The sequence below is a fragment of the Sorangium sp. So ce836 genome (assembly GCF_028553905.1).
In the GTDB taxonomy this organism is placed as follows: domain Bacteria; phylum Myxococcota_A; class Polyangia; order Polyangiales; family Polyangiaceae; genus Sorangium; species Sorangium cellulosum_D.
This window is the reverse complement of record NZ_CP102233.1, coordinates 4,883,186-4,905,780: the sequence shown is the minus strand read 5'-3', so window position 1 is coordinate 4,905,780 and position 22,595 is coordinate 4,883,186. Positions and strand designations below refer to the sequence as shown.

General features: G+C 73.0%; 15 protein-coding genes. 7 read left to right on the top strand and 8 right to left on the bottom strand.

What is annotated here, in order from left to right; all coding sequences use genetic code 11:
• Nucleotides 1-30 precede the first annotated feature (30 nt).
• The 3 genes from NQZ70_RS17915 to NQZ70_RS17905 are packed head-to-tail and all read left to right on the top strand — an operon-like array spanning nt 31 to nt 2,907.
• Nucleotides 31-1,713: a tetratricopeptide repeat protein gene (locus NQZ70_RS17915; protein WP_129575298.1), complete on the top strand. Its 1,683-nt coding sequence runs from the start codon at nt 31-33 to the stop codon at nt 1,711-1,713.
• Nucleotides 1,703-2,359 carry a CDP-diacylglycerol--glycerol-3-phosphate 3-phosphatidyltransferase gene (gene pgsA, locus NQZ70_RS17910; RefSeq protein ID WP_129575297.1) on the top strand — a complete coding sequence of 219 codons (657 nt, stop codon included), beginning with the start codon at nt 1,703-1,705 and terminating at the stop codon, nt 2,357-2,359. The genes NQZ70_RS17915 and pgsA overlap by 11 nt, the downstream gene beginning before the upstream one ends.
• Before the next feature lie 44 nt (nt 2,360-2,403).
• The gene (locus tag NQZ70_RS17905; RefSeq protein ID WP_129575296.1) at nt 2,404-2,907 is read left to right on the top strand and encodes a hypothetical protein; all 504 of its coding nucleotides are present in this window, start codon (nt 2,404-2,406) and stop codon (nt 2,905-2,907) included.
• Nucleotides 2,908-2,989: 82 nt separating this feature from the next.
• On the opposite strand, the gene NQZ70_RS17900 is transcribed toward NQZ70_RS17905, so the two are convergent.
• Nucleotides 2,990-5,263: a hypothetical protein gene (locus NQZ70_RS17900; protein ID WP_165374028.1), complete on the bottom strand. Its 2,274-nt coding sequence runs from the start codon at nt 5,261-5,263 to the stop codon at nt 2,990-2,992.
• A 223-nt stretch (nt 5,264-5,486) separates the two neighbouring features.
• Between NQZ70_RS17900 and epmA the strand changes: the two genes are divergently transcribed.
• On the top strand, nt 5,487-6,773 hold the full coding sequence (gene epmA, locus NQZ70_RS17895; protein ID WP_272828639.1) for an EF-P lysine aminoacylase EpmA: 1,287 nt from the start codon (nt 5,487-5,489) through the stop codon (nt 6,771-6,773).
• Nucleotides 6,770-7,321, top strand: coding sequence for a hypothetical protein (locus tag NQZ70_RS17890; RefSeq protein ID WP_129575295.1), 552 nt, complete (start codon nt 6,770-6,772; stop codon nt 7,319-7,321). The genes epmA and NQZ70_RS17890 overlap by 4 nt, the downstream gene beginning before the upstream one ends.
• A 45-nt stretch (nt 7,322-7,366) precedes the next feature.
• Here the strand turns inward: NQZ70_RS17890 and NQZ70_RS17885 are convergent, their stop codons facing one another.
• Nucleotides 7,367-8,338: a hypothetical protein gene (locus tag NQZ70_RS17885; RefSeq protein WP_129575294.1), complete on the bottom strand. Its 972-nt coding sequence runs from the start codon at nt 8,336-8,338 to the stop codon at nt 7,367-7,369.
• Between the two features lie 112 nt (nt 8,339-8,450).
• Between NQZ70_RS17885 and NQZ70_RS17880 the strand changes: the two genes are divergently transcribed.
• On the top strand, nt 8,451-8,843 hold the full coding sequence (locus NQZ70_RS17880; protein WP_129575293.1) for a DUF423 domain-containing protein: 393 nt from the start codon (nt 8,451-8,453) through the stop codon (nt 8,841-8,843).
• Nucleotides 8,844-8,873: 30 nt separating this feature from the next.
• Here the strand turns inward: NQZ70_RS17880 and NQZ70_RS17875 are convergent, their stop codons facing one another.
• The 4 genes from NQZ70_RS17875 to NQZ70_RS17860 form a co-directional block, all read right to left on the bottom strand.
• Nucleotides 8,874-12,179 (bottom strand): efflux RND transporter permease subunit, encoded by a 3,306-nt coding sequence (locus NQZ70_RS17875; RefSeq protein ID WP_129575292.1) that lies wholly within the window; start codon nt 12,177-12,179, stop codon nt 8,874-8,876.
• Nucleotides 12,180-13,385 carry an efflux RND transporter periplasmic adaptor subunit gene (locus tag NQZ70_RS17870; RefSeq protein ID WP_129575291.1) on the bottom strand — a complete coding sequence of 402 codons (1,206 nt, stop codon included), beginning with the start codon at nt 13,383-13,385 and terminating at the stop codon, nt 12,180-12,182.
• Between the two features lie 279 nt (nt 13,386-13,664).
• Entirely contained in the window at nt 13,665-15,227 is a 1,563-nt protein-coding gene (locus NQZ70_RS17865; protein ID WP_272828636.1) for a hypothetical protein, read from the bottom strand.
• 98 nt (nt 15,228-15,325) lie between these two features.
• A complete protein-coding gene (locus NQZ70_RS17860; protein ID WP_129575289.1) occupies nt 15,326-19,753 on the bottom strand; it encodes a DEAD/DEAH box helicase in 4,428 nt (1,475 codons plus the stop codon).
• A gap of 123 nt (nt 19,754-19,876) precedes the next feature.
• On the opposite strand from NQZ70_RS17860, the gene NQZ70_RS17855 reads away from it, so the two are divergent.
• Entirely contained in the window at nt 19,877-20,530 is a 654-nt protein-coding gene (locus NQZ70_RS17855; protein WP_237245390.1) for a Uma2 family endonuclease, read from the top strand.
• A 46-nt stretch (nt 20,531-20,576) separates the two neighbouring features.
• On the opposite strand, the gene NQZ70_RS17850 is transcribed toward NQZ70_RS17855, so the two are convergent.
• Together NQZ70_RS17850 and NQZ70_RS17845 are read right to left on the bottom strand one after the other, a co-directional pair.
• Nucleotides 20,577-21,917 (bottom strand): esterase family protein, encoded by a 1,341-nt coding sequence (locus tag NQZ70_RS17850; protein ID WP_272828634.1) that lies wholly within the window; start codon nt 21,915-21,917, stop codon nt 20,577-20,579.
• Nucleotides 21,918-22,336: 419 nt separating this feature from the next.
• On the bottom strand, nt 22,337-22,516 hold the full coding sequence (locus NQZ70_RS17845; RefSeq protein WP_207218061.1) for a hypothetical protein: 180 nt from the start codon (nt 22,514-22,516) through the stop codon (nt 22,337-22,339).
• Between the last annotated feature and the right edge of the window lie 79 nt (nt 22,517-22,595).

Below are 22,595 nucleotides of genomic sequence, written 5' to 3'. Positions count from 1 at the left end.
TGTGCGTTTTCGTGTACGCTCCAGCCGACGATGCCCGAGCGCGACGACCCCCGGCCTTCCACCCGCGAAGTCGCAGCGGAGGAGTTCCTGTTCCACCTGCACCGGGGCAGCGAGCTCCTGCAGGACAACCGGGTCCACGCCGCGAAGGCGGAGCTCGAGCGCGCGCTCTCGCTCCAGCCGAGCGATCCCAAGGGGCAGGACCTCCTCGGGATCGTCTACTTCAGGCTGGGGCTCTATCCGCGGGCGATCGCGATCTACGAGCGGCTGATCCAGGCCCACCCGGAGGCGGTCGAGCCGCGCATCAACCTCGCGCTCTCGTACCTCAAGACGGGGCAGCCCGCGCAGGCGCGGTCCGAGCTCGAGAAGGCGCTCGAGCAGAACCCGAAGCACCAGCGCGCCTGGGGCTATCTCGGGCTCGCGTTCCAGCGCATGGGCGACTACGAGCGCGCGAGCCACGCGTTCGCGGCGGGCGGCCATGACGCGATGGCGCGCCGCCTGCTCGACATGACGGGCGGCGGGTCCACGGGCAGGTACCCGGCCGAGCCGCCCGACACCGAGGATCAGCCGCCGATCGAGGCCAAGGCGGAGGCGAGGGCCGAGGTGCAGCGCGCCGCGGGCGAGGCGGTGCAGGCGCTCGACCGCGCCGGCGCGGGCTTCCGGCACGACTCGGATCTGCCGCGCATCCCGTCCGGGACCTGGTCGGCGATCGAGCCTGGCCGCGAGACGATGCCGACGATCCCGGCGCCGCCGTCGCTCCGGAGCCTCGGGGCGGACGGCCGCGTGGGCGGCGCGGCCGGGCCGAGCCGATCGCCCGCGCCGAGGGGCGGCGCGTCGCCGACGGTCCCGTCGATGACGGCGGTCCAGGCGCCGCCCGGCGGGGGCGCTGTGCGGCGCGGCTCGATGGCGCCGGAGGAGCCCTCGATGACGGGCCGCTTCACGGTCCCGGTCTCCGCGGCCGGGGACGCGGCGCTCGCGGGCAGGAAGGCGCCCGCGCGGGCGTCGTCGTCGTCGCTGCCGCCCCCCACGGCGGCGCCGGGCACGCCGCCGCCGTCCACGACGCCGCTCGCGGTGCAGCCGCCGGAGGCGCTGCTCTCGGTCGCGCGCGAGCGGCTGCTCGTCTTCCCGCGCGACGTCGCGGTCGCGCGGCACGCGAGCGGCGTCGTCCTCGTGCAGGCCGCGAAGGGCTTCGTGGCGCGGATCGACGCGCTCCGCACGATGAGCACGCTCCCGGGGACGGCCACGCACGTGCTGAAGCGGCAGGCGCGCGGCCGCGTCTTCGACGAGCCGCTCGGCGGGCCGAGCACGCCCTTCGTCGAGATCGGCGCGCGCTGCGAGCTCGTGCTCGGCGCGCTGGACGGGCGGCGGCTGCACGCCGTGACGCTCGGGGAGGAGCCGATCTTCCTGCGCGAGGACGTGCTCGTCGGCTTCGAGCTGCCGATCGGCTACGAGAACGGCCGCCTGCCGGCCGGCGACGGCGAGGCGGTCGCGATGGTGCAGCTGCGCGGCCGCGGCCACATGGTGCTCTCGGTGCCCGAGCGCGCCGCGGCGCTGGAGATCGCCCCGTCGCGGCCGACGTCGATGCGCGCGACCGCGGTGCTCGGGTGGATGGGCCGGCTCCTGCCGCGCACGCTGCCCGCGACCGAGGCGCCCGGAGGGCTGCAGGGCTTCGTGACGTTCGGTGGAGAGGGGATGGTTCTCGTCGATGGTCGCTAGCGCGGACACGTCCCTGCGGGGCATCAAGGCGCAGCGGCGGAGGACGCTCTGGGAGGACGCGAGGAACCTCCCGAACCTGCTCACGTTCGCGCGGATCCTCATGATCCCCGCCGTCCTCCTGCTGCTCTCGAGGGGCGCGCCGCGGGACTGCTTCTGGGCCGCGTGCGTCTACTCGCTCGCGGCGATCACGGACATGCTCGACGGCTACCTGGCGCGCCGGCAGGGCCTCGTGAGCGTGCTCGGCAAGTTCCTCGATCCGCTGGCCGACAAGCTCATCGTCTCCGGCACGCTGGTGTGGCTCGTGCCGATGGGCCGGATCCCGGCGTGGGCGGTGGTGCTGCTCATCTCGCGCGAGATCACGATCACGGCGCTCCGCTCGATCGCGTCGACCGAGGGGCTCGTCATCGCGGCGGGCGACGGCGGGAAGATCAAGACGGCGCTGCAGATGATCGGGATCGTCTGCCTGATCCTCGGCTACCCGTACCACATCCACCTCGGCGTCGACTTCGGGGAGGTCGACGTGGTGCACGTGGGCCGGCTGCTCATCTATCTATCGCTCGTCTTCTCGATCACGAGCGCCGCGCAGTACATGGGCCTGTTCATCGACGCGATCGACGCGAAGAACCGGGCCGCTCCTCCGCCGTAGATGGGCAATAGGCAAGCCCGCCGGGTTCTGCTAGACCAGCGCGCGTGAAAGCCCTGAAGACGTCGCGCAACGCCTTGCGCCCCGCGCTCCTCTTGGCCGCGCTCGCCGCGGCGTTCGTCGCCTCCGCCGCGAGCTGCAGCCAGCAGCAAGAGGGCGAGCCCTGCGAGATCGCGAACGGCAACGACGACTGCGCGAGTGGCCTCGAGTGCAGGGGCATCGGCCAGCAGCAGCAACAACACCGCTGCTGCTGGCCCGGCGTGGTGACGCAGGTCTGCGATCCGACCCAGAATCCGGCGACGGGCACCACGACCTCCACGACCACCACGAGCGGCACGGAGGGTGCCGGTACGGGTGGTAACGGCGGCACCGGCGGCAACGGCGGCGCCGGCGGCAACGGTGGGGCGGGCACGGGCGGCGCTGGCGGCAACGGCGGGGCGGGCACGGGCGGCGGCGGCGGCAACGGCGGGGCGGGCACGGGCGGCGGCAACGGCGGGGCGGGCACGGGCGGCGGCGGCGCCGGCGGCAGCGGCGGCGCCGGCGGACGTTAGCGCAGCGGACGCCGCGTCACGGCTCCAGCAGCGAGGCGCGTGATCGCTCCGCGCCTCGCCGGCCATCCCGGCCCGCGCGGCTTCAGCGCTGCTCCCGCTGCTCCCGGGGATTCCGGCGCGCGCGGCGCCTGAGCGCGGTCGCTCCGGCGAGCGCGATCCCGGCGAGCGCCGTCCACGGTGCGACCGGCGCGCTCGGCGCGGCGGCGCGGCACGCGCACCCCGCTGCGGGCGGCCCCACGGGCGTCTCCTCGGCCGGATCGGTCGGCTCCGGCGTCGCGCCGCCCGTCGATCCGGGCTCCGGCTCGACCGGGTCCACGGGATCGACCGGCGCCGGCTCGACCCCGAGATCGGCGCTGTCCACCGACACGGCGGTGGACGGGCAGTTCGCGTGGCCGATCACCATGTAGTACGTCTGCGTGGGATCGAACGGCGGATCGGACGTCTCGTCGATGACGATCTCCCCGTACGTGTCCGTGATCCCCTCGACGCTGTAGTCGTAGTTCCTGGCCTCCGGCATCACGTCGCCCATCGCGAAGCCGACGTGCCGGCCGCTCCTCACGTAGATGCTCCAGTCGAGATCGCTGCCGCCGCGGGGCTGGAGCTGCACGGTGAAGCGGATGCCCTTCGCGGCCGGGTCCGGCGTGCTCTTGAAATGGAAGAGGCTCTGGAGGCTGAGCTGGCTGCGCCACTCCGCGCACGACGCCCCGGTCCCGAAGACCAGCGAGTCGATGCCGAACATGTGCGTCCTGCGCGACTTGCCCCCGCTCAGGTCGAGCACCTCCTCGCAGTCGTCCAGGCCGCGGCTCTTGAGCAGCGCCTCGACGGTGCCCGCGTCCGCCGCCGTGAGCTCACCGGAGCCCACCAGCTTGTCGGCCGCCCTCGTCAGCGCCTTGGCGAAGTCGCCGAGCGAGGCGTTGCGGGTCAGCAGCGTCAGCGCGCTCCAGACGAGCTTGTCGCCCAGCGCGGCCCCGAATTTCTCGTGCAACGACCACGCGACGCTGCCGATCAGCTCGCCGTCGTCGTGCACCTCGCCGACCAGATCGTCGGGGCACACCTTGACGTCGTCCGAGAGCTCGCGCTGCGCGCCGAACGGCTCGAGCGACGCCTCGCCGAGCGTGGAGTCGCCGTTCACGGTGCACGCGAAGTAGTCCGCGAGGCCCTCGTCGATGCTCCCGGCCCAGGGGGAGAGCCCGTACTCGCTCACCGCGAACTGGCCCTCGCTGTAGCCGACCGCGTTGGCGGTGACGTAATGGGTGAACTCGTGGAGGAACACGTCGGAGTCGTCCGAGAAGTCGAAGAACGAGCCCTGGCCGATGGCGATGAGGTTCGGCGCGCTGAAGGGCGGCTCCGAGCCCATCGGCGAGAAGAACGCGTTGTCCATCGGCCGGCCCGACTCCAGCATGTTGGCGATCGCGACGAGCTTCCAGCTCGGCGAGGCCATGTCGAGCTGATGGGCGCTCGTGAAGTAATCCCGCATCCGGGTGAGGTGGTAATAGACGCCGACCTGCGCGAACTCGTCGTGCGCGTCGTCCGCGCTGCGCGGCGGGTCGTAGAGGAAGTCCTCCCCCGCGTTCGGACGGACGCTCTGCTCGAGGGTGAGCGGGACGCCGCTCATGAGGTCGCCACCCACGTAGTTCACCACCCTGAGGTTGCCGCCCCAGCCGCTCAAGGTCTGCGGGTCCCCCGCGTCGAGGTCGACGAGCTCGCGATCCTCGAGCTCCGGCGTGACCGCGGAGCTGATCGGGTAGACGCGCCCGCGCGCGTGGACGGCGAGCGATCGCCGGTGGACGATCTTGCCGGCGTGCGCGTCCACGAGGAAGCGCTCGCCGCCGAGCTCCGACCGGACGTCGACGACCCAGACGAGCCTGCCGCCCGTCTCCCCCTCGGGGAACACCGCGAGCGCCGCGCTCGGCCGCTCTGGCAGGCTCATCCCGTAGGTCGCCTCGACCGCGCGCCGCGCGGCCTCCTCTCGGTACTTCGGCGCCGCCGGGACCGACAGGTCGCGCGCGACGTCGAGCACCACGAGCTCCACGCGGCCCTCCGGGGCGACGTGGACCGCCGCGGCGCCGCCGATCACGGGGAGCCCTGCGTGGAACTGCGCGAACCGGACGGTGCGGTGATCGCCGTCCTTCAGCTCGCGCTCGTAACGCAGCGAGACGCCCTGGAGCCGGAGCTCGGAAACGGCGCGCTTCAGGTACGCCTCCGCCGCGCTGCGCGCGCCGCCGGCGACGCGCAGGGACGGGTCGGCCGCGACCGAGCGCGGCGGTACGGTGTGCCACTCGGACGCGGCAGCGGCCCCCGCAAAGGTCAACGTTGCGAGCGCGGTCAACGGAAGCAAGAGCAGCTGTCGTCCCATGATTCTCCTCTCCGGCTGGGTTTCTGCGAGCGGCGCTCGCGCGAGGCGCGGCATGGCCGGACCGACGAGCGCGACCAACGTATCGAGTTACGTTGGCTCATCAAGGAGGAGAGGCGCGGTGCCCTCCCGGAAAAATAAAGAGCTGTAGCGGCCGTTGGCTTCTTGCCTGACGTCTTTGGGCAACTTGCGTGATATGTCTCCGGCACACCCGGCGCAGGATCCTGTGACTCTCCTCCACAACGACGTCTTGACTGGGGCCCCGGCGACGCTCGCGCCGAGCGACATCGCCTCCGCAGGTGCGACGCTGCCCGGAAGGGTGCGCGTCGGCGGTCGCGTGCTCGACGTCGCGGAGGGCGCCGTCGTCCTCGGCGACGCCTTCGGCGCGCTGCGCGTCGCGCTGGACGGCGCGCCCGCGCCGCCGGTCGAGATCGGCGATCTCGCGGTGGTCGAGGGGGCGCCGGCCGGCGGCGCGCTCGCCTCGGCGCGGCTCGTCGAGCGGATCGCGCCGCGGAGGCCGCCGCGGGGGCGCTCGGGGGCCGCGGCGCCGCCGTCGAGCGAGACAGAACGGGCGATCCACCGCGGCCTCGGCCTCGCGCTCGCGCGGCGCGCGGCGGCGATCGCGGCGGTGCGAGCGCTGTTCGCCGAGCGCGGGTTCCTCGAGGTGGAGACGCCGAGCATGGTCCCCTCCCCCGGGCTCGACCTGCACCTCGACGCGTTCGCGGTGGACGCGGCGCGGCCGACGTTCCTGATCACGAGCCCGGAGTACCAGATGAAGCGGCTGCTCTCGGGCGGCGTCCCGCGCTGCTTCCAGCTCGCGCGCTGCTTCCGGCGCGGCGAGCTCGGGGACAGGCACAACCCGGAGTTCACGATGCTCGAATGGTACCGCGCCTTCTCCGGTGTGGACGAGGTGATGTCCGACACGGAGGCGATCGTGCAGCGCGTCGCGGGCGCGCTCGGCGCGGACGGCGCGATCTCGGTGTCCGGCAAGGCGGTGCAGCTCACGCTGCCGTTCCCGCGCATCTCGGTCGGCGACGCGTTCGCGCGCTGGGCGGGCGTGCCCGCGGACGACGCGATCGCGCTCGCGTCGAGCGACGAGGAGCGGTTCTTTCGCCTGCTGGTCGACGCCGTGGAGCCGGCGATCGCGGCGCTGCCCCACCCGGTGTTCCTGGTCGATTTCCCCGCGCCGTTCGCGTCGCTCGCGCGGCTCAAGCCGGGCGATCCCCGGGTGTGCGAGCGGTTCGAGCTCTATGTCGCGGGGGTCGAGCTCTGCAACGGCTTCGGCGAGCTGACCGACCCGGTCGAGCAGCGCGCGCGGCTCCTCGCCGATCAGGCGGCGCGGGCGGCCCGGGGCAAGCCGGTCTACCCGATCGACGAGCGCTTCCTCGGCGCGCTCGAGGAGGGAATGCCGCCGGCGGCGGGCAACGCGCTCGGCGTCGATCGCCTCGTCGCGCTGTGCCTCGGCGCCGCGTCGATCGGCGACGTCCTCGCGTTCCCCCACGGCTGGCTGTGACCTCCGGGGCGGTCCCCGAGGGCGGCGCGCGCCTCTCGCCGGAGATCCTGGCGCAGCTCGCCCGCAAGTACCGCACGCTCGCGGAGCTGCGGCGCGCGCGGGCGGCCGGCGAGGCGATCCCGGGCAAGGAGGTGTTCCGCGCGCTCGCGGGGGAGTTCCCCGGCGCGCTGAACGAGCTCGACAACCTCCCGCTCGACGAGATCGAGCGGCGCCACGGCGCGCTCTCGCGGGCCCTCGCCGGGGGCGCGGAGGAGCGCTGGATGGCGTGGATGCACGGCTACCACGCGCTGATGCGGGCGGCGCTCTACGTGAAGATCCGCGTGGCGCGGCGGCAGGAGCTCTCCGAGGGCGAGGCGGCGGCGCTCGCGGAGCGGGCGGCGAGGCACGCCGGCGCGCCGGTCGACGCCGCGTTCGTGGTCGCGGTCAAGGCGCCGCCGGACGGCCGGCTGAACCGCGTCGTCCTCGGCCGCCTCGCGGCGATGACCGGCGCGTCGATGGCCGAGATCCGGGGGACGATCTTCCCGCGGCGGCCGGCGCCGGGCGGCTGACGCGCCTGGCGCAGCGCCGGCGCGCGGCGCCGGCCAGCCGGATCGTCAGGAGTCGGCCGGCGCGGCGAGCCAGATCGACAGGTCGTCCACGGAGAGGTCCAGCACCACATCGCCGACCTTCTCCGGGCCGTCGGCGTGCAGCCGCCCGTAGAGGCGGCCTCGCTCTTCCGCCGTGAGCGGGCGTCCCAGCCGCCGCTCGATCTGGTGTGCGAGCAGCGCCACGCCCTTCTCCAGCCCTTCCTTGAGCCCGGCCGCCTTGCCTTCCCTGTAAATCGAGTTCTGCATGACGATCTCCCGCGGCAGCAGCGACTTTACCACATCCGCAAGACCCCGTTCACGCCTGTCCGCCTCGGCGAGCGCCATCATCGCTGCGCCGAGCTCCGCGAAGTCACGCTCACCGGATCGGGCTCGGATCGCCTCGATTACGTGCGTCAGCTTCCGGCCGTCCGCGTCCGCCGCCAGCGGCGCGAAGATCAGCCAGAACGGGCTCTCCCGCGCCGTCAGCTCCGCCACGGTCCGCTGATAGACCGGCTCGATGCGGAACTGCACCCCGGAGAACGGCTCGCCTGGCGCCGAGGTCCTGTAAGCGCCGTGGGATGGCCAGGGCTCTTCCCGGCCGGAGAGCACCACCACCACGCTGTCGATGGGCGAAAGCCGCGGAGCCGGCGCCCCCTTGCTCGCCCGCGCCTCGTCCGCCATCGCCAGCGCCGTCAAGCAGTTGTACTCGAACACGCGGAAAGGCATCTCGTCGGTCATCGCCAGCGTCCACTCGGTGTGGAGCAGCCGCCGCTCGCCGCCGACCCTGACGGAGAGCGCCCGATCGAGCCGCCGCTGGCGACCGGTGACCTGCGTGTCCACCCAGCCGAGCGGCTCGATGGGCTCGGCCGTGCCGAGCAGGGCGCGCGCCACGTCGCGCGGGAACTGCCGCGATACGTGGCGGAGGATCAGATCGACGTCGTCCTGCTCGTCGCGCGGCGTCCTGGTCCCCGATCGCTGCCTGCGGTGTCGCTTGCCCATGTCGACGCGCCGTCCTCCTGCACCTCGACCATCGACGCGAGCGCGCCGCAGTTGCGTCGAACCCGCGCGCGCCTCGTGACGCGCTCCGGCCATGGGCTAAGCTCCGCGCCCGATGGAACGGCTCTTCTTCCTGCTCTCCGGTGTCTACGGCTTCCTCGGGGTGGCGCTCGGCGCCTTCGGCGCCCACGGCCTCAAGGCGACGTTCGACAGGCTGCCGGACGGCCCGTTGCGCGCCTCGTGGTGGCAGACGGGCTCGCTCTACCACCTCGTCCACGCGCTCGCGCTGGCGCTCGCCGCCCACCTCGCCGCGCGCACCGGCGGGACAGCGGCGACGGTCGCCGGCTTCTGCTTCGCGGCCGGCGTGCTCCTCTTCTCCGGCAGCCTCTACGTGATGACCCTGACCGGCGTCCGCGTCCTCGGCGCGGTCACGCCGCTCGGCGGGCTGTTCTTCCTCGCCGGCTGGGGCGCGGTGATCGTGGCCGCGCTCGGGCTCGCGAAGGGCTGAGGCGCCCCCGGGCCGACCGCCCCGCCCGGCCTACGTCGACCTGCGCGCGCGCGCGAAGAGCCGCCCGAGCCGCGCGGACGTCCGCTCGCCGAAGGCGCCGACGCGCGCCCGGACGCGCCCCCAGCGCTCGCTGTGCGCGAGATCGTCGAGCAGCGAGTACGAGACCGGCGTGACGATCAGCGTGAGGAGCAGGCTCAACGACTGGCCGCCGATGACCACCACCGCGATCGTGTGGCGCTCCTCGGCCCCAGGCCCCGTGCCCAGCCAGAGCGGGAGCATGCCCGCGACCAGGGCCAGCGTGGTCATCAGGATCGGCCGCAGCCGATCGCGGTTCGCGTGGAGGATCGCCTCCGCCCGCGGCATGCCCTCGGCGCGGAGCTTGTTCATGTGATCGACCTGGAGGATCGAGTTCTTCTTCACGACGCCGAACAGCACGAGGAAGCCGAGCGCCGAGTAGAGGTTCAGCGTGTTCCCGGTCGCCCACAGGCTCAAGAGCGCGAACGGCACCGACAGCGGCAGCGAGAGCAGGATCGTGACCGGGTGCACGAGGCTCTCGAACTGCGACGCCAGGATCATGTACATGAGCACGATCGACAGGAGGAACGCCCAGATGAACTCGCCGAACGTGCGCTCGAGCTCCGCGCCGCGGCCGCGCACGCTGGTCGTGTACGCCGACGGCATGTCCATCTCCCGCGCCGCGCCGCGCAGCGCCTCGAGCCGGTCGGCCAGCGCGTAGCCGGGCGCCACGCCGGCCCGCAAGCTCGAGACCCGCTGGCGATCCAGCCGATCGATGCGCGACGGGCTCTTCGCCTCCTCGATGCGCACCAGGTTGTCGAGGCGCACCAGGTCGCCCCGGAGCAGCGGCGCGCCCGCCGCGGGCGCCGCCGAGGCGCCAGCGCTGCCCGCCTGCGGCCGCGCCGTCCGCGGCACGTAGAGCCGGCGGACGGCCGCCAGCTGATCCCGATCCTCCTCGACGAGCCGGAGCTGCACGTCGTAGTTCTCGTTGGCCTCCTCGTCGCGGAAGCGCGAGACCTCCTGATCGCCTCCCACCATCAGGCGCAGCGCGCTCGCGATGTCCTGCGTCCGGACCCCGAGCGCCGCGGCGCGCTCGCGATCGATGATCACCCGCAGCTCGGGCCGGTCGATCTTCAGCGTCACGTCCGCGTCCACGATGCCGCCGAGCTGCGCGGACCGCTCCCGGAGCTCGTTCGCGTAGCGCTCGAGCGCCTCGATGTCCGGACCCTGGATCGCGAAGTCGATCTCGAAGTTCCCGCCGCCGATGTTGAACGACGGCACGTTGCGGACCGAGATCCGGAGATCGGTGTACTTGCGCAGCTTGCGCCGCACCTCCTGCATCACCTCGCTCTGCGAGTAGTTGTCCTTGAACGCGCGGAGCGGGTTGCCGGAGAACGTCTCCCGGAACAGCCGCGTCAGGGAGAAGGTGCGCTCGTCGTGCGGGGCGATGCGGACGAACGCCTCGCCCGAGCTGACGCCGCCCACGAAGCCGCCGCCCGCCGTGGCGAGCACGCTGCGCACCCCGCGCACCGAGCGGACGTCGTCGCCGATCCGCCGCATCACGTCGTCCATCGCGCCGATGCTGGCGCTGAGCGGACCCGTGACGCGGATCTCGAACTCCGCGTCGTCCGCGCCGGAGGGGATGTACTCCTGCTTCACGAGCCCGTAGAGCGGCACCGCCGAGGCCGTCACGAGGACGGCGAAGGTGGCGACGAGCGCGCGGTGCCGCATCGCGAACGCGAGGGCGCCCATGTACTTGGCCTCGAGCCGCCCGTAGAAGCCCGTGCGCGTCGCCGCCTCGCCCCCGCCGCCCGCCTCGCCCGACCCGTGAGCGCGGCTCGCCTCCTTGCGGAGCAGGCGCGCGCTCATCATCGGGGTCAGCGAGAAGCTGACGAGCAGGCTCACGAGGATCGCGACCGTGGCCGTGATCCCGAACTGGAACAGGAACCGCCCCGAGATCGACGACATGAACGACACGGGGACGAAGATGACGACGAGCGACAGCGTCGTCGCGAGCACGGCCAGCCCGATCTCCTGCGTGGCGGCCCTGGCCGCCTCGAAGGAGTCCATCTTCTTCTCCTCGACGAAGCGGAAGATGTTCTCGAGGACGACGATGGCGTCGTCGATGACGATGCCCACCATCAGGACGAGCGCCAGCATCGTCACGCTGTTCAGCGTGAAGTCGAGCGCCCACATCATGCCGAACGTCGCCACGACCGACGTCGGGATCGCGACCCCCGCGATGATCGTGGACCGCCACGACCTCATGAACAGGAGCACGACCGCGCACGCCAGGAAGCTGCCGAGGACGAGGTGCACGTTGATCTCGTGCAGCGCGGTGTAGATGTAGCCCGACTGGTCGCGGATCACCTCGAGCTTCACGTCCGAGGGCAGCTGGTCGGAGAGCTTCGCCACGTTCGCCTTCACGGCCTCGATCACCGCGACCGTGTTCGCGCCCGACTGCCGCACGACGTCGAGGACGACCGTGGGCCTCCCGTCGAGGCGCGCGAGCGACCGCTGCTCGTAGGTGCCGTCCTCGGCGCGGCCGATGTCGCGCACCCGGATGGGCCTCCCGTCGACGCTCCCGACGACCAGGTTGTTGAAGTCGCCCGCGTGCTCGAGGCGACCCATCGTGCGCAGCGTCCGCTCCTCTTCCTTGCCGGTGACGTTGCCCGCGGGGATGTTCGCGTTCTGCTGGACGATGGCCTCGCGGACGGCGGTGATCGGGAGGCCGTAGGCGGCGAGCCGATCGGCGGAGAGCCAGATCTTGATCGCGCGCTCCTGCCCGCCGACGACGCGCACCTCGCCGACGCCCGAGGAGCGCTCGAGCTGCACGCGCACGAGCTTGTCGGCGATCTCGGTGAGCTCCCGGATCGAGCGATCGGCGGAGAGGGCGATCGTCATCACGGGGGTCGAGTCGTTGTCCTGCTTCGCGATGACGGGCGGATCCGTGCCCACGGGCAGGCGGCGCAGCGCCGCTTGCACGCGATCGCGCACGTCCTGCGCCGCCGTGTCGACGTCCCGGTCGAGGTTGAAGGTGGCGATGACGACCGAGCTGCCGCTCGTCGAGATCGAGCGGAGCTCGGTGATCCCCTCGACCGTGTTGACCGCCTCCTCGATCTCCTCGGTGATCTCCGCCTCGACGTCCTCGGGCGCGCCGCCAGGGAGCGTGGTGCGGACCGAGACCGTCGGCAGGTCCACGGCGGGGAAGCGATCCACGCCCAGCCGGAAGTACGCCACGGCGCCGACGACGATGAGGGCGAGCCCCAGCATCGCGGCGAACACGGGCCGCTGGATGCAGATCCTGGCGAGCGCTTGCATCTAGCTCCCCTCCACCACGCGCACCGGCTGCCCTTGCTGGAGCGAGCCGGGGCGGGCGACGACCGACTCGCCCACCGCGAGGCCGGAGACGATCTCGACGCGATCCTCCGCGGTCTTCCCGGTGACGACCTGCTTCTCCTTCGCCTTGCCGTCCTCGATTGTGATCACCTTCGCGAGGCCGGCGAACCGGACGATGGCCGTCGCGGGCACCGACGGCGCCGGCTTCGAGGTCACGACGATCTGCGCGGTGACCAGGCTGCCCGGCCGCAGGTGGCCGGGGTTCTTGATGTCGCTCTCCACGAGCAGCGTGCGGCTCTGCGGGTCGATCGCGGGCGCGAGGCGCGCGACCGTCCCCGCGTAGACGGCGCTGTCCCCCGGGACGGTGACGCGCACCTGCTGCCCGGCGCGCACGCCGGCCGCCTCGGTCTCCGGGATGGCCACGCGCAGCCGCAGCGGGTCGACGCGGACGATGTCCGCGATCGGCGCCCCCGCGGCGAGGAACTGGCCCGCGCTCGCCCGCCGCGCCTGGACGACGCCGTCGATCGGCGACCGCACCAGGGCGTCCGCGAGCTGCTGCCGCGCCATGCGCAGCTCCGAGCGCCGCTGGCGCACCGCCGCCTGGCGGATCCGCACCTCCTCGCGCGCCGACTGCACGGCCGTCTCCGCGCGGACCGCCGCCGCCTCGGCCGCGTCGAGGTCCATGCCCGACATCAGCCCTTCCTTGGCGAGGCTCCGCGCGCGCACCTGGTTGGCCTGCGCCTCCTTGAACGTCGCGAGGGCCTCCCTCACGATCGCGACGCTCTCGACGTCGAGCTCCTCATCGGGCCCGTCCTGAGGCAAGCCGAGCTGAGCGCGGCTCTGCGCCAGCGCGGCCGCGGCCTGCTCGATGCGCAGCTCGTAATCCCTCGTCTCCAGCTGGGCGACGACCTGATCTTTCTTGACCGGGCTCGCCAGATCGACCGCGATCGACGCGAGGCGGCCTGGCACCTTGGCCCCGACCGTCACCTGCTCATCGGCGTCCAGGGTCCCTGAAATGTCGATGGTTTGTTCAACGACGAGCTCCGTCACCGGCGCGAGCGTCACCTCCTTGGCGCTCGGCGCGGCCTTCGCCCCCTTCGCGCCTTCCGGCTGGGACGCTGCCTCCTTGCCGCACGCAGCGCACTGCAGGAGCACCACCAGGAGCGCGGCCCAGGATGTCCAGAACACCCTGAGCTGACTGCGGGAACAGCTGACCGAGTTGGAGGGTTGGTTGGAGGGTTGGCAGAGCGCTGGATGGGCAATCCACATGTCGGCGGCCTCAGATAACCAGGAACGCCCCCCCGAGCGCGTGCAGCGAACGGATATTGACGCATCAGCGTTGGGGCGCAACGTGCGCTCAGGCACGCCGGGGCCGCGATCGCCGGAGCGCAGGCGGCCCGCGGCGCTCGGAGCCGGGCGCGGGCTCCGGCCGAGCGGCGGCGCGGCGGCTCCCGCGCCGGGCGTCGCTCAGGGGTCGAGCTTCACCAGATACCCGTCGGCGTCGCCGCGCGTGGTCACGGGGCCGCCGCCGAAATCCACGGTGCCGCGGAACCCCCCGACGGCGAACACCTCGCCCTTGGGGCCGAGGGCCACCCCTGTTCCCATCTGCATGTCGGGATCGCCGATCTGGCGGCTGAAGAGGTGCTTGCCGTCGAGCCCGAGCTTCGCGATGAAGATGTCTCCGCCGCTGAGATAGCCGTTGCGATCCTCCTTCGTGCCCTGGCTCTCGAGCACGGCGCCGTCGAAATCGATGCTCCCGAGGAACGTCCCCGTGACGACCGCGTTGCCCGCCGGATCCACGGCGAGCGAGGCGACCTCCTGCAGCTCGGAGTCGCCGAACCCACGGCTGTAAAGATGGTTTCCCGCCGGGTCGAACTTGGCGACGAAGAAGTTCGGCTTCGTGCCGAGCGCGACGAGCGGCCCGCCGCCGAAATCGACGCTCCCCTGGAACATCCCGGCCAGGAACACGTCGCCTGCGGCGTCGAAGGCCACTTGAGAGGCCGCGTCGTAAAGGCTGTTGCCGAACGCCTTCTGCCAGAGCAGCCCGCCCTTCGGCCCGACCTTGGCAAAGAAGATATCGCGTCCACCCTTGGAGACGAGGGGCGGCGCGCTCGTCGGGTCGAGGTTGAAGCTCTGGTCGAACGTGCCCGCGATCGCGACGTTGCCCTCCGCGTCCGCGGCCAGCCCGCCGGCCGCGAGCGACGCCCTGCCATCATCGATGTAGAGCGTGAAGGCGTGATTGCCGTCCGCGTCCAGCTTCGCGACATAGACCGCATTGCCGCTGATGGCGTCGCCGACCGGCCCGCCGCCGAAATCGGCCGTGCCGCCGAGGGTTCCGGAGATGAGGACCGCTCCCTGCCCGTCGACGGCGACGTACTCGAGCTCCTTCACGTACTGATCGCCGAACCCCTTGCTCCAGACGTGGTCGCCGGTGCCGCCGTCGAACCTGGCGAGCCCGAGCCCGCCGTTGCTCTGGGGCAGCGGACCGCCGCCGAAATCGAGGTTCTGGAAATAGCTCCCGCCCACGAAGAGCCCTCCGCCGGGGCCGTGCGCGACGTGCTGGCCGCCGGCGAGGCTCAGGCCGAACGACCTGCTCCAGAGGTGCTTGCCGTCGCGATCGAACTTCGCGAGGTACGACGCGGAGCCGTCCTGCGCGACGATCGGGCCGCCGCCGAGATCGATCGCGCCGGAGAACCGCCCGATGACGATCGGATTCCCCTCGGGGTCCACGGCGACGCTCGCGGCCCAGTCGAAGCCGTTCTCGCCGATCTGGATCGCCCACTGGAGCCGCCCCGGTTCCGCCGCGGCGCCCCCCTCGCCGCCGCTGCCGCCGCCCCCGCCGTCTCCGCCGCCGCCGCCGCCGGCGGCCGGCTCGCGCCCGCCCGCGCCGCCACCGCCGCCCCCCTCGCCGACACCGCCGCTTCCATCGCCGTAATTCCTCACCTTGGGCGAGCAGGCCGCGGCGCCGAGGGTGGCGATCGAGAGCAGCACGAGGGCGCGAACATGAGTGTCATGGTTGAGTGAACGCATCCCTCGAGTATATAAACGGCGCGGGCGCGAGGTTCCTTTGAATCCGCGGGCCGCCGCTCAACGCTGTAGCGGAGGAGGCGAGGAGCGCGGCGGAGAGCTCACACCGCTGCTCGCGAGAGCGCGGCCTGCGCCCGGGGCCGCTCGCCCGCCGCCGGCGCGATGGGCGCGAGCGGCACCCCATCGCGGTAGATCACCACGTGACCGAGCGCAGCCGGGATGCGCGGCCCCGGCGTGACGATGCCCACGAGGTTCAGCGGATCGCACGCGCACAGCTGGACGATCTCGCCGGACGGGGGCTCCCGCCGGACGGCGCGGAGCCCGTCGAGCGCCTCGGGCAGCGCGAAGTGCTCGCCCACGAAGCCGGCGATGAGGTGGCCGCCCCGGATCTGCCCCGCCATCTCGAGCCGCCGGTAGACCCGCAGGAGATCGCGCCACGCCGGCGGCCGCGGCTCGCGCGCGAGCAGCTCGCGGCAGACCACGCCGTAGCGGCGGAGGTACTGGTGCGCGAGCGCCTCGACCACGTCGAGGCCGTCGGCCCCGTCCCCACCGGCGCCGGCGGCGGGCGCGTCCGGGCGCGCCCGCAGGAGCGACCACCGGCCCGACGCGACCGGCCCCGCCCGGCGCGACCCGCCCCGCAGCCGCCCGGCGCCCAGCGCGACGGTCGCCGCGGCGCCGCCGCCGAGCAGCGAGCGCAGCGCCGCGAAGCCGTCGCCGGTCACGAGCCCGGCGGCGACGAGCTCCCAGAGCGCCTCCTCGACCTCGGCCCGGGACCGGCCCGCGCCCGCGGCGATGTCGTCGAAGAACGACGCGCCCGCGCGCGCGAGGAACGACAGCACGCCCTGCGCCGGCTCCGAGAGCGACGCCGGCGGCGGCTCGCCCTCGGCCTCCCGCGGCGCGAGCAGCCACGGGAGATCGCGCCGCAGGGCCAGCGTGATCGGCGCCGCGCGCGTGGGCGCCGACGCGTCGCGCGGGACCACGCGGCCCCAGGCCACCTCGCCGGACAGGCAGAGCGCGTCGAGCAGTCCCTCGTCGTAACCGGCCACGCGCGCGGGCAGCACCTCGCTCTCCCACGCCCCGGCGGCGAGCTCGAAGCCCTGCAGCTGCTCGATCACCCGCCCGAGGCCCCCCGGCCCGCGCGCCTGGGTGCCCGGCGCCACGCCCTGCCACGCGAGGAGGAACCGGATGAGCTCCGCCGCGGTCGCCGGCTCGATCGCCTTGCGCAGGCCCGTGACGGTGCGGCGGTGGATGCGCGCGAGGAGGCGGCGGTCGCACCACTCGATCGACGGATCGCACAGATCTCCCGCCGCGCCCTGCGCCGGCGCGCCCCTCAGGAAGCGCCCGCGCAGGGCGCCGCCCGCGAGCTCGATCCGCGCCAGCGCGGACAGCGCCTCGTCCGCGGGCACGTCGAGCCGCCGCGCGAGCTCCGCGGTCGAGACCGGCCCCGCGGCGCTCAGGAAGCCGCGCACCAGCGCCGTGATCGCGGCGCCGCGATCTTCGCCCCCGCCCTCGGAGCGCAGGGCGGGCGGCACGGCGACGTCGGGCGCGAACACGGCCCCCGGCCAGATCGCCTCGACGAGCGGCCGCCGCTCCGTCGCGACCCAGCGCGGCGCGGCCGGCGCCCCCGCGCCGGCGTCGCGCGCGGCGCGCACCTCCGCCGCCCGGCCCGCGGCGCAGAGCGCCTCGAAGAGCCGCGCGAAGCCGCCCCGGAGCCCCTCCTCGGCGGGGAGCGCGACCCGGTCGAGCAGGAGCTCGTGCAGCTCGTCCGCGTCGCGCACGTCCGGCCGCGCCTCGGCGACGACCTCGGCGATGACCTCGGGATCGAGCCCGCCCAGCCGCTCGGAGACCTCCGCCGGGAGCCCGCGCCGCACCCGGACCGCGCGGGCCCGCCGCTCCTCCAGCGGGGCGTCGTCGAGGAACGCGTAGGGGTTCGCGTTCAGGATCTCGTGCGAGAAGACGCTCGGCTCCGGCGTGTCGAGCGCGACGACCCGGATCGCCCCGCTGCGCAGGCCGACGAGCAGGCCGCGCAGCCCCTCGACGTCCATGAGCTCGGTCAGGCAGTCGCGCAGCGCCTCGCGGACGAGCGGGTGGTCCGGCGGCTCGACGTGCGCGAAGAGCCCGTGGTTGTCCTGGCACCCCTGCTGCTCGGGGAAGATTGAGAGCAGGAGGTCGTCGGCGCGCATGCGCTGGAGCGCCGGCGGCACCCGCCGGCCCCCCCGGAAGCGGAGCAGCGCGAGCGCGCGGGACGCGGCCCAGCGGAAGCGCGTGCGGAACATCGGGCCCTGGAGCGCCGCCTGGACGAGCACCTCCTCGAGGCCCTCGGGGCGGACGAGATCGAGCACGTCCTCGATCGGCAGCCCGTGCTCCGCCGAGAGCGACAGCAGCACGCCGTCGTCGGTCGCCGCCGCCTGGAGCTCGAAGTCGAACGAACGGCAGAAGCGCTTGCGGAGCGCGAGCCCGAGCGCGCGGTTCACCTTGCCGCCGAGCGGCGTGTGCACGACGATCTGCTGCCCCCCGGCCTCGTCGAAGAAGCGCTCGACCACCACGGTCGCGCCGCCCGGGACCGCGCCGAGCGCCGCGCGCCCCGCCTCGATGTAGTCGCGCACGAGCAGCGCGCCGCGCGCGTCGAGCGCGCACTCCTGCATGAGCCAGCGCGCGGCCAGCGACCTCGCCGCGCGCGCGTCCTCGCCGCCGCCCTCGCCGCGCCGCGCCCCCGGCCGGCCGACCTCGGCCCGCTCCTCCTCGAGCCGCGCGGCGACCTCGGCGCGGAGCGCCGCGACCTCGGCCGAGAGCTCCGGCGTGCGCGCGGGCGCCTCCCCGAGCCAGAACGGCACCGTCGGCGCGGCGCCGTGGGCGTCCTCGACCCACATCTGCCCGCCCTCCAGCCGGAGCACGCGCCACGAGGTGTTGCCCAGCAGGAACACGTCGCCCGCGGACGACTCGATCGCGAAGTCCTCGTCGAGCGTGCCGACCTTCGTGCCGTCGGGCTGGAGCACCACGTCGACGGCCGCGAGGTCCGGGATCGCCCCGCCCGACGTGAGCGCCGCGAGCCGCGCGCCGCGCCGCCCGCGCAGCCGGCCCCCGATGGCGTCGCGGTAGACGAGCGACCCGGCCCGCTGCCGCGCGCCTCGGGCCGCGGACGCGCCCTCGCCGCCGGGGCCCGCGGCGCCGCCCGACACCATGGCCACGATCGCGTCGAACTCGCGGCGCGACAGGCCCTCGTACGGCGCGGCCCGGCGCACGAGCGCGTAGAGCCCCTCCTCGTCCCGCTCCTCGCACGCGCACGCGGCGATGATCTGCTGCGCCAGCACGTCGAGCGGCCCCTCGCGCGACGTCATCCGGTCGAGCTCCCCGCGCCGCGCCGCGCGCACGATCGCCGCGCACTCGACGAGCTGATCGCGCGTCAGCGGGAAGAGCCGCCCGCGCGGCGTCGCGGCGAGCGCGTGGCCCGAACGGCCGATGCGCTGGAGGGCGACGTTGATCGACCGCGGCGAGCCCACGAGGCAGGCGAGGTCGACCGCGCCCACGTCGATGCCGAGCTCGAGCGACGCGGTCGCGACCACGACGCGGAGCTCCCCCGCCTTGAGCCGCCGCTCGGCCGAGAGCCGCCGGGCCCGCGAGAGGCTGCCGTGGTGGGCCGCGACGACGTCCTCGCCGAGCCGCTCGGCGAGCGCGTGCGCGACCCGCTCGACCAGGCGGCGCGTGTTGACGAAGACCAGGGTCGAGCGCGCCTCCCCCGAGAGCGCCGCGATGCGGTCGTAGATCTCGGCCCACTGTTCGTTCGTGCAGACCGCGCCGAGCTCGTCGCGGGGCACCTCGACGGCGAGGTCGAGGTCCCGCCGCTGCCCGACGTCGACGATCTCGGGCAGCTCGCGCGCGCCCGCGACGAGCCGGGCGGCGATCTCGATCGGGCGCACCGTGGCGCTGAGGCCCACGCGCTGCGGCCGGGCGCCGCCGCGGGAGGTCACGAGGTCCTCGAGCCGCTCGAGCGTGAGCGCGAGGTGGGCGCCGCGCTTGTCCCCGGCGACGGCGTGGACCTCGTCGACGATGACGGTGCGCACCCCGGCGAGCGCGCGCCGCCCCGACTCGCTCGTCAGCAGGATGAACGCCGACTCCGGCGTGGTGACGAGCACGTGCGGCGGCCGGGCGGCCATGGCGCGCCGCTCCTGCGCCGGGCTGTCGCCGGTGCGCACGACGGCGCGGATGCCCGGCGCGGGCAGGCCCGCTTCCCGCATGGCCGCCGAGATCTCGGCGATGGGCTGCTCGAGGTTGCGGTGGACGTCGTGGGAGAGCGCCTTGAGCGGCGAGATGTACAGGACGTCGGTGCGGTCCTCGAGGGCGCCCCGCGCCGCGTCGCGGACGAGCCGGTCGAGGCAGAAGAGAAAGGCGGCGAGCGTCTTGCCGGCGCCGGTCGGCGCGCAGATCAGCGTGTCGCGGCCGGCCGCGATGACCGGCCAGGCGCGCTCCTGCGCGGGGGCGGGGGCGCCGAAGCGCCCCTGGAACCACCGGTCGACGACGGGGTGAAACATCCCGCCGAGGGTAGCCGGGGCGGCCGAGGGGCGGAAGCGGGAGGCGGAGCGCGCCGGGCCGCCGCGGGGCCCGGGCGATGCTCCCGGAGACCGGCAACGGCGTGCTACGCTGGACCCGTCGTCATGATGCAGAGCGCAGTCGTCATCGGGCAGAGCGCGGTCAGCGAGGCGCCGGCCGGGCCGAGGCTGACCCTGGCCGACTGGACCCGCCTGCCGGAAGACGAGCCTGGCGAGCTCGTGGACGGCGTGCTCGCGGAGGAAGAGGTGCCGGACGCGGTTCACGAGGTCGTCGTGGCCTGGGTCGTCGGGGTGCTCCGGAGCTGGCTGATCGCGCGGGGCGGGCTGGTGCTGGGCTCCGAGGCGAAGTTTGCCGTGACCTCCTCGTCCGGCCGCAAGCCCGACGCCTCCGCGTACCTGCCCGGGAGCCGCAAGCCGCCGCGCCGCGGCCTGATCCGCGTCCCGCCCGACATCCTGGTCGAGGTGCTCTCTCCGTCGCCGCGCGACGCGCGCCGGGACCGCGTGGAGAAGCTGCACGAATACGCGCTCTTCGGGGTGCGCTGGTACTGGCTCATCGACCCGCAGGCAGCGACGCTCGATCTCCTGGAGCTCGGCGCGGACGGCCGCTACGTGCACGCGCGCGCCGCGGCGGACGGCGTGGTCTCCGGCGTGCCGGGCCTCGAGGGGCTCACGCTCGACCTCGACGCCCTCTGGGGCGAGGTCGAGCGGCTCGGCCCTGAATCCGGCGAGGCGCCGCTCGGCGAGCAGCGCTCCGAGTAGCGGAGCCAGCGCGCGGTCCGATCCTGGCGGGCCCCGCGTCGGCGCGTCATCGGGTGCTTGGGCGGAGCGCTTCGATCGCTGCTCGATCTGAGCGCGCTCGGCCTCGTGCCCCCCGCTCCAGCAGCCATCGGTCGGCGAGGCGCGACGCTGTACGAGCCCGAGCGACGCTCGACCGATCAGCCTCGATTCCGTCTTGCTCGCGCTCTGAAGAGGACGGCGCCGATTGCCGCAAGATAGAGCCCGAAGTGCCAAGGCGGCGATCCGGGTTTGGACCCGGGGACCGAGCAGCTGCAGCCAGAGTCGTTCGTCGAGGGCGTACCTTCGTCGGTGCCGCTGCTCCCACTGCTCGCGACCTGCCCGCCAGTCGCCTGAGAACCGCCTGTCGTGACGGCATCACCTCCGGTCGCGCCCCCGCCGTTTCCGCCGCCGTCCCCTGCACTACCGCCGTCGCCCGAGGCCCCGCCCGCCCCGCCGCCGCCCGCTCCACCGCCGCCCCCCCGCCGCCGGCCGCCCCGCCGCCGCCCCCCCCGCCGCCGCCCGTCGCGCCATCGTCGAGGAAAATGCGTTGGGCGAAGTTGTAAAAGCTGCGGTTCCAGACGGTCTTGGTATGGCCTTCGTTCGGCTCGATCTGGTAAATATGGTCGATGTTGTTCGCGTCCAGGAAGTCGTGATAATTTTTGCTATTGCCGATCAGCCCGTCCGTACTCCCGCAAGAGATGAAGATGAGCTTCACGTTGTCCTTGACCGCAGCCACATCCCGGATGGTCTGACTTGGCTGCTGGGTATTGGGCGCAGCCGAATACGGCCCGATGTAGTGAAAAACATCAGTATTGGGGAACCCGAAGTTGAAGGTTTGCCCCCCGCCCATTGACAGGCCGGAGATGGCCCGCAAATCGGCATCCGTCGCGGCGGAATACGTCTTCTCGACCCAGGGGATCAGGTCATTGAGTAGGACGTCCCCGAAATTCGCGAAGCGCGCAAAATCGTCCGCTCCGTCCATCTTGCCGCTGGGCATCACAACGATCATGGGTTTGGCCATGTTCTTCGAGTACAGATAGTCCATGATGTTGTCGGCATTGCCTTCGTTGCTCCCCTGGCCGATCCAGGAAACCTCATTGCCGCCGATTCCATGATGCAGGTAAACGACAGGATATTTCTGGTCCGTCGAATACCCCGGCGGCGTATAAACCGTCACCTTCCGCATTCCGTAGTTCCGGGTCGGATAGCTGACGGAGACGTCCAACTTCCCATGGGGAATGCTGGGGTTCCTGGCATCGAAACCCGCAGGCGGAACGGGAAGGTTAGCGGGGTCGCTGGCATACACCGCGGCGGGGAGGACTGAGATGACCGAGAACGAAAGGACAGCAGGCAAGTTCTTTAGGTGCATGAGGACCTCCAACGCGCGTAAGAGCCAAACTCGAATTCCGTAGACCGCGCTATGAGTGCCTTGGCGAATTTTTGCATTGTCACCGTGGTGTCCTATGCAATCGGCGCGTGCCGACGCACGGGTCGCGCAGCGCGCTGCAGGCGGTGTGCAAAACTATGCCTCAGGCGTTCCGAGGAGCAGAGGGGCTAGGAAATCAAAAAGGTATCCGAATGTCAAGCTCCTCGTCGCCGAGCCCGGCCTCTCCGCGGGACATCAAGGTCGCATTCACAGGCCTCGTGCCCTCCATAGCGACAAGGACCTGCTTCGTGAGGTTGATGTCTGTCGGTTTTTCGCCGCTCTTGCCTCAGACCGGCATCTTCTAAGCCGGTCCACGCGGCCGGCGTGGAGGATCGTCGATCCAGGAGCCGTCCTTCGTCTCATCATGCAGCTTGCCGGCGGTCCGCCACGGCCAGGCCGCTGCGGATCACGCCGCCTTCGGCCATCGCCGTCTTGGCGACGCCCAGGCCGCATTGGCGGTTCTCGTAGTTGATGGGGGGGAGAATGCGCGCGTATTCCGCGGCCGCCTCCTTGCGCCGCCCGGCCCGGTGATGCTCCACCACCGAGAATTCGAGGGGGAAGCCGCCGGCCTCCAGGATGCCCCAGCGGACATGCTCGGCGATCGTCCTGAAATGCGAATTG

Bases quoted from the DNA above. Each gene is read 5' to 3' on its own strand.
- NQZ70_RS17850 (WP_272828634.1), bottom strand. From the start codon at position 21,917: ATGCACCTAAAGAACTTGCCTGCTGTCCTTTCGTTCTCGGTCATCTCA.
- NQZ70_RS17865 (WP_272828636.1), bottom strand. From the start codon at position 15,227: ATGCGTTCACTCAACCATGACACTCATGTTCGCGCCCTCGTGCTGCTC.
- NQZ70_RS17875 (WP_129575292.1), bottom strand. From the start codon at position 12,179: ATGCAAGCGCTCGCCAGGATCTGCATCCAGCGGCCCGTGTTCGCCGCG.
- NQZ70_RS17900 (WP_165374028.1), bottom strand. From the start codon at position 5,263: ATGGGACGACAGCTGCTCTTGCTTCCGTTGACCGCGCTCGCAACGTTG.
- NQZ70_RS17880 (WP_129575293.1), top strand. From the start codon at position 8,451: ATGGAACGGCTCTTCTTCCTGCTCTCCGGTGTCTACGGCTTCCTCGGG.
- NQZ70_RS17855 (WP_237245390.1), top strand. From the start codon at position 19,877: ATGATGCAGAGCGCAGTCGTCATCGGGCAGAGCGCGGTCAGCGAGGCG.
- NQZ70_RS17915 (WP_129575298.1), top strand. From the start codon at position 31: ATGCCCGAGCGCGACGACCCCCGGCCTTCCACCCGCGAAGTCGCAGCG.
- pgsA (WP_129575297.1), top strand. From the start codon at position 1,703: ATGGTCGCTAGCGCGGACACGTCCCTGCGGGGCATCAAGGCGCAGCGG.
- NQZ70_RS17885 (WP_129575294.1), bottom strand. From the start codon at position 8,338: ATGGGCAAGCGACACCGCAGGCAGCGATCGGGGACCAGGACGCCGCGC.
- NQZ70_RS17860 (WP_129575289.1), bottom strand. From the start codon at position 19,753: ATGTTTCACCCCGTCGTCGACCGGTGGTTCCAGGGGCGCTTCGGCGCC.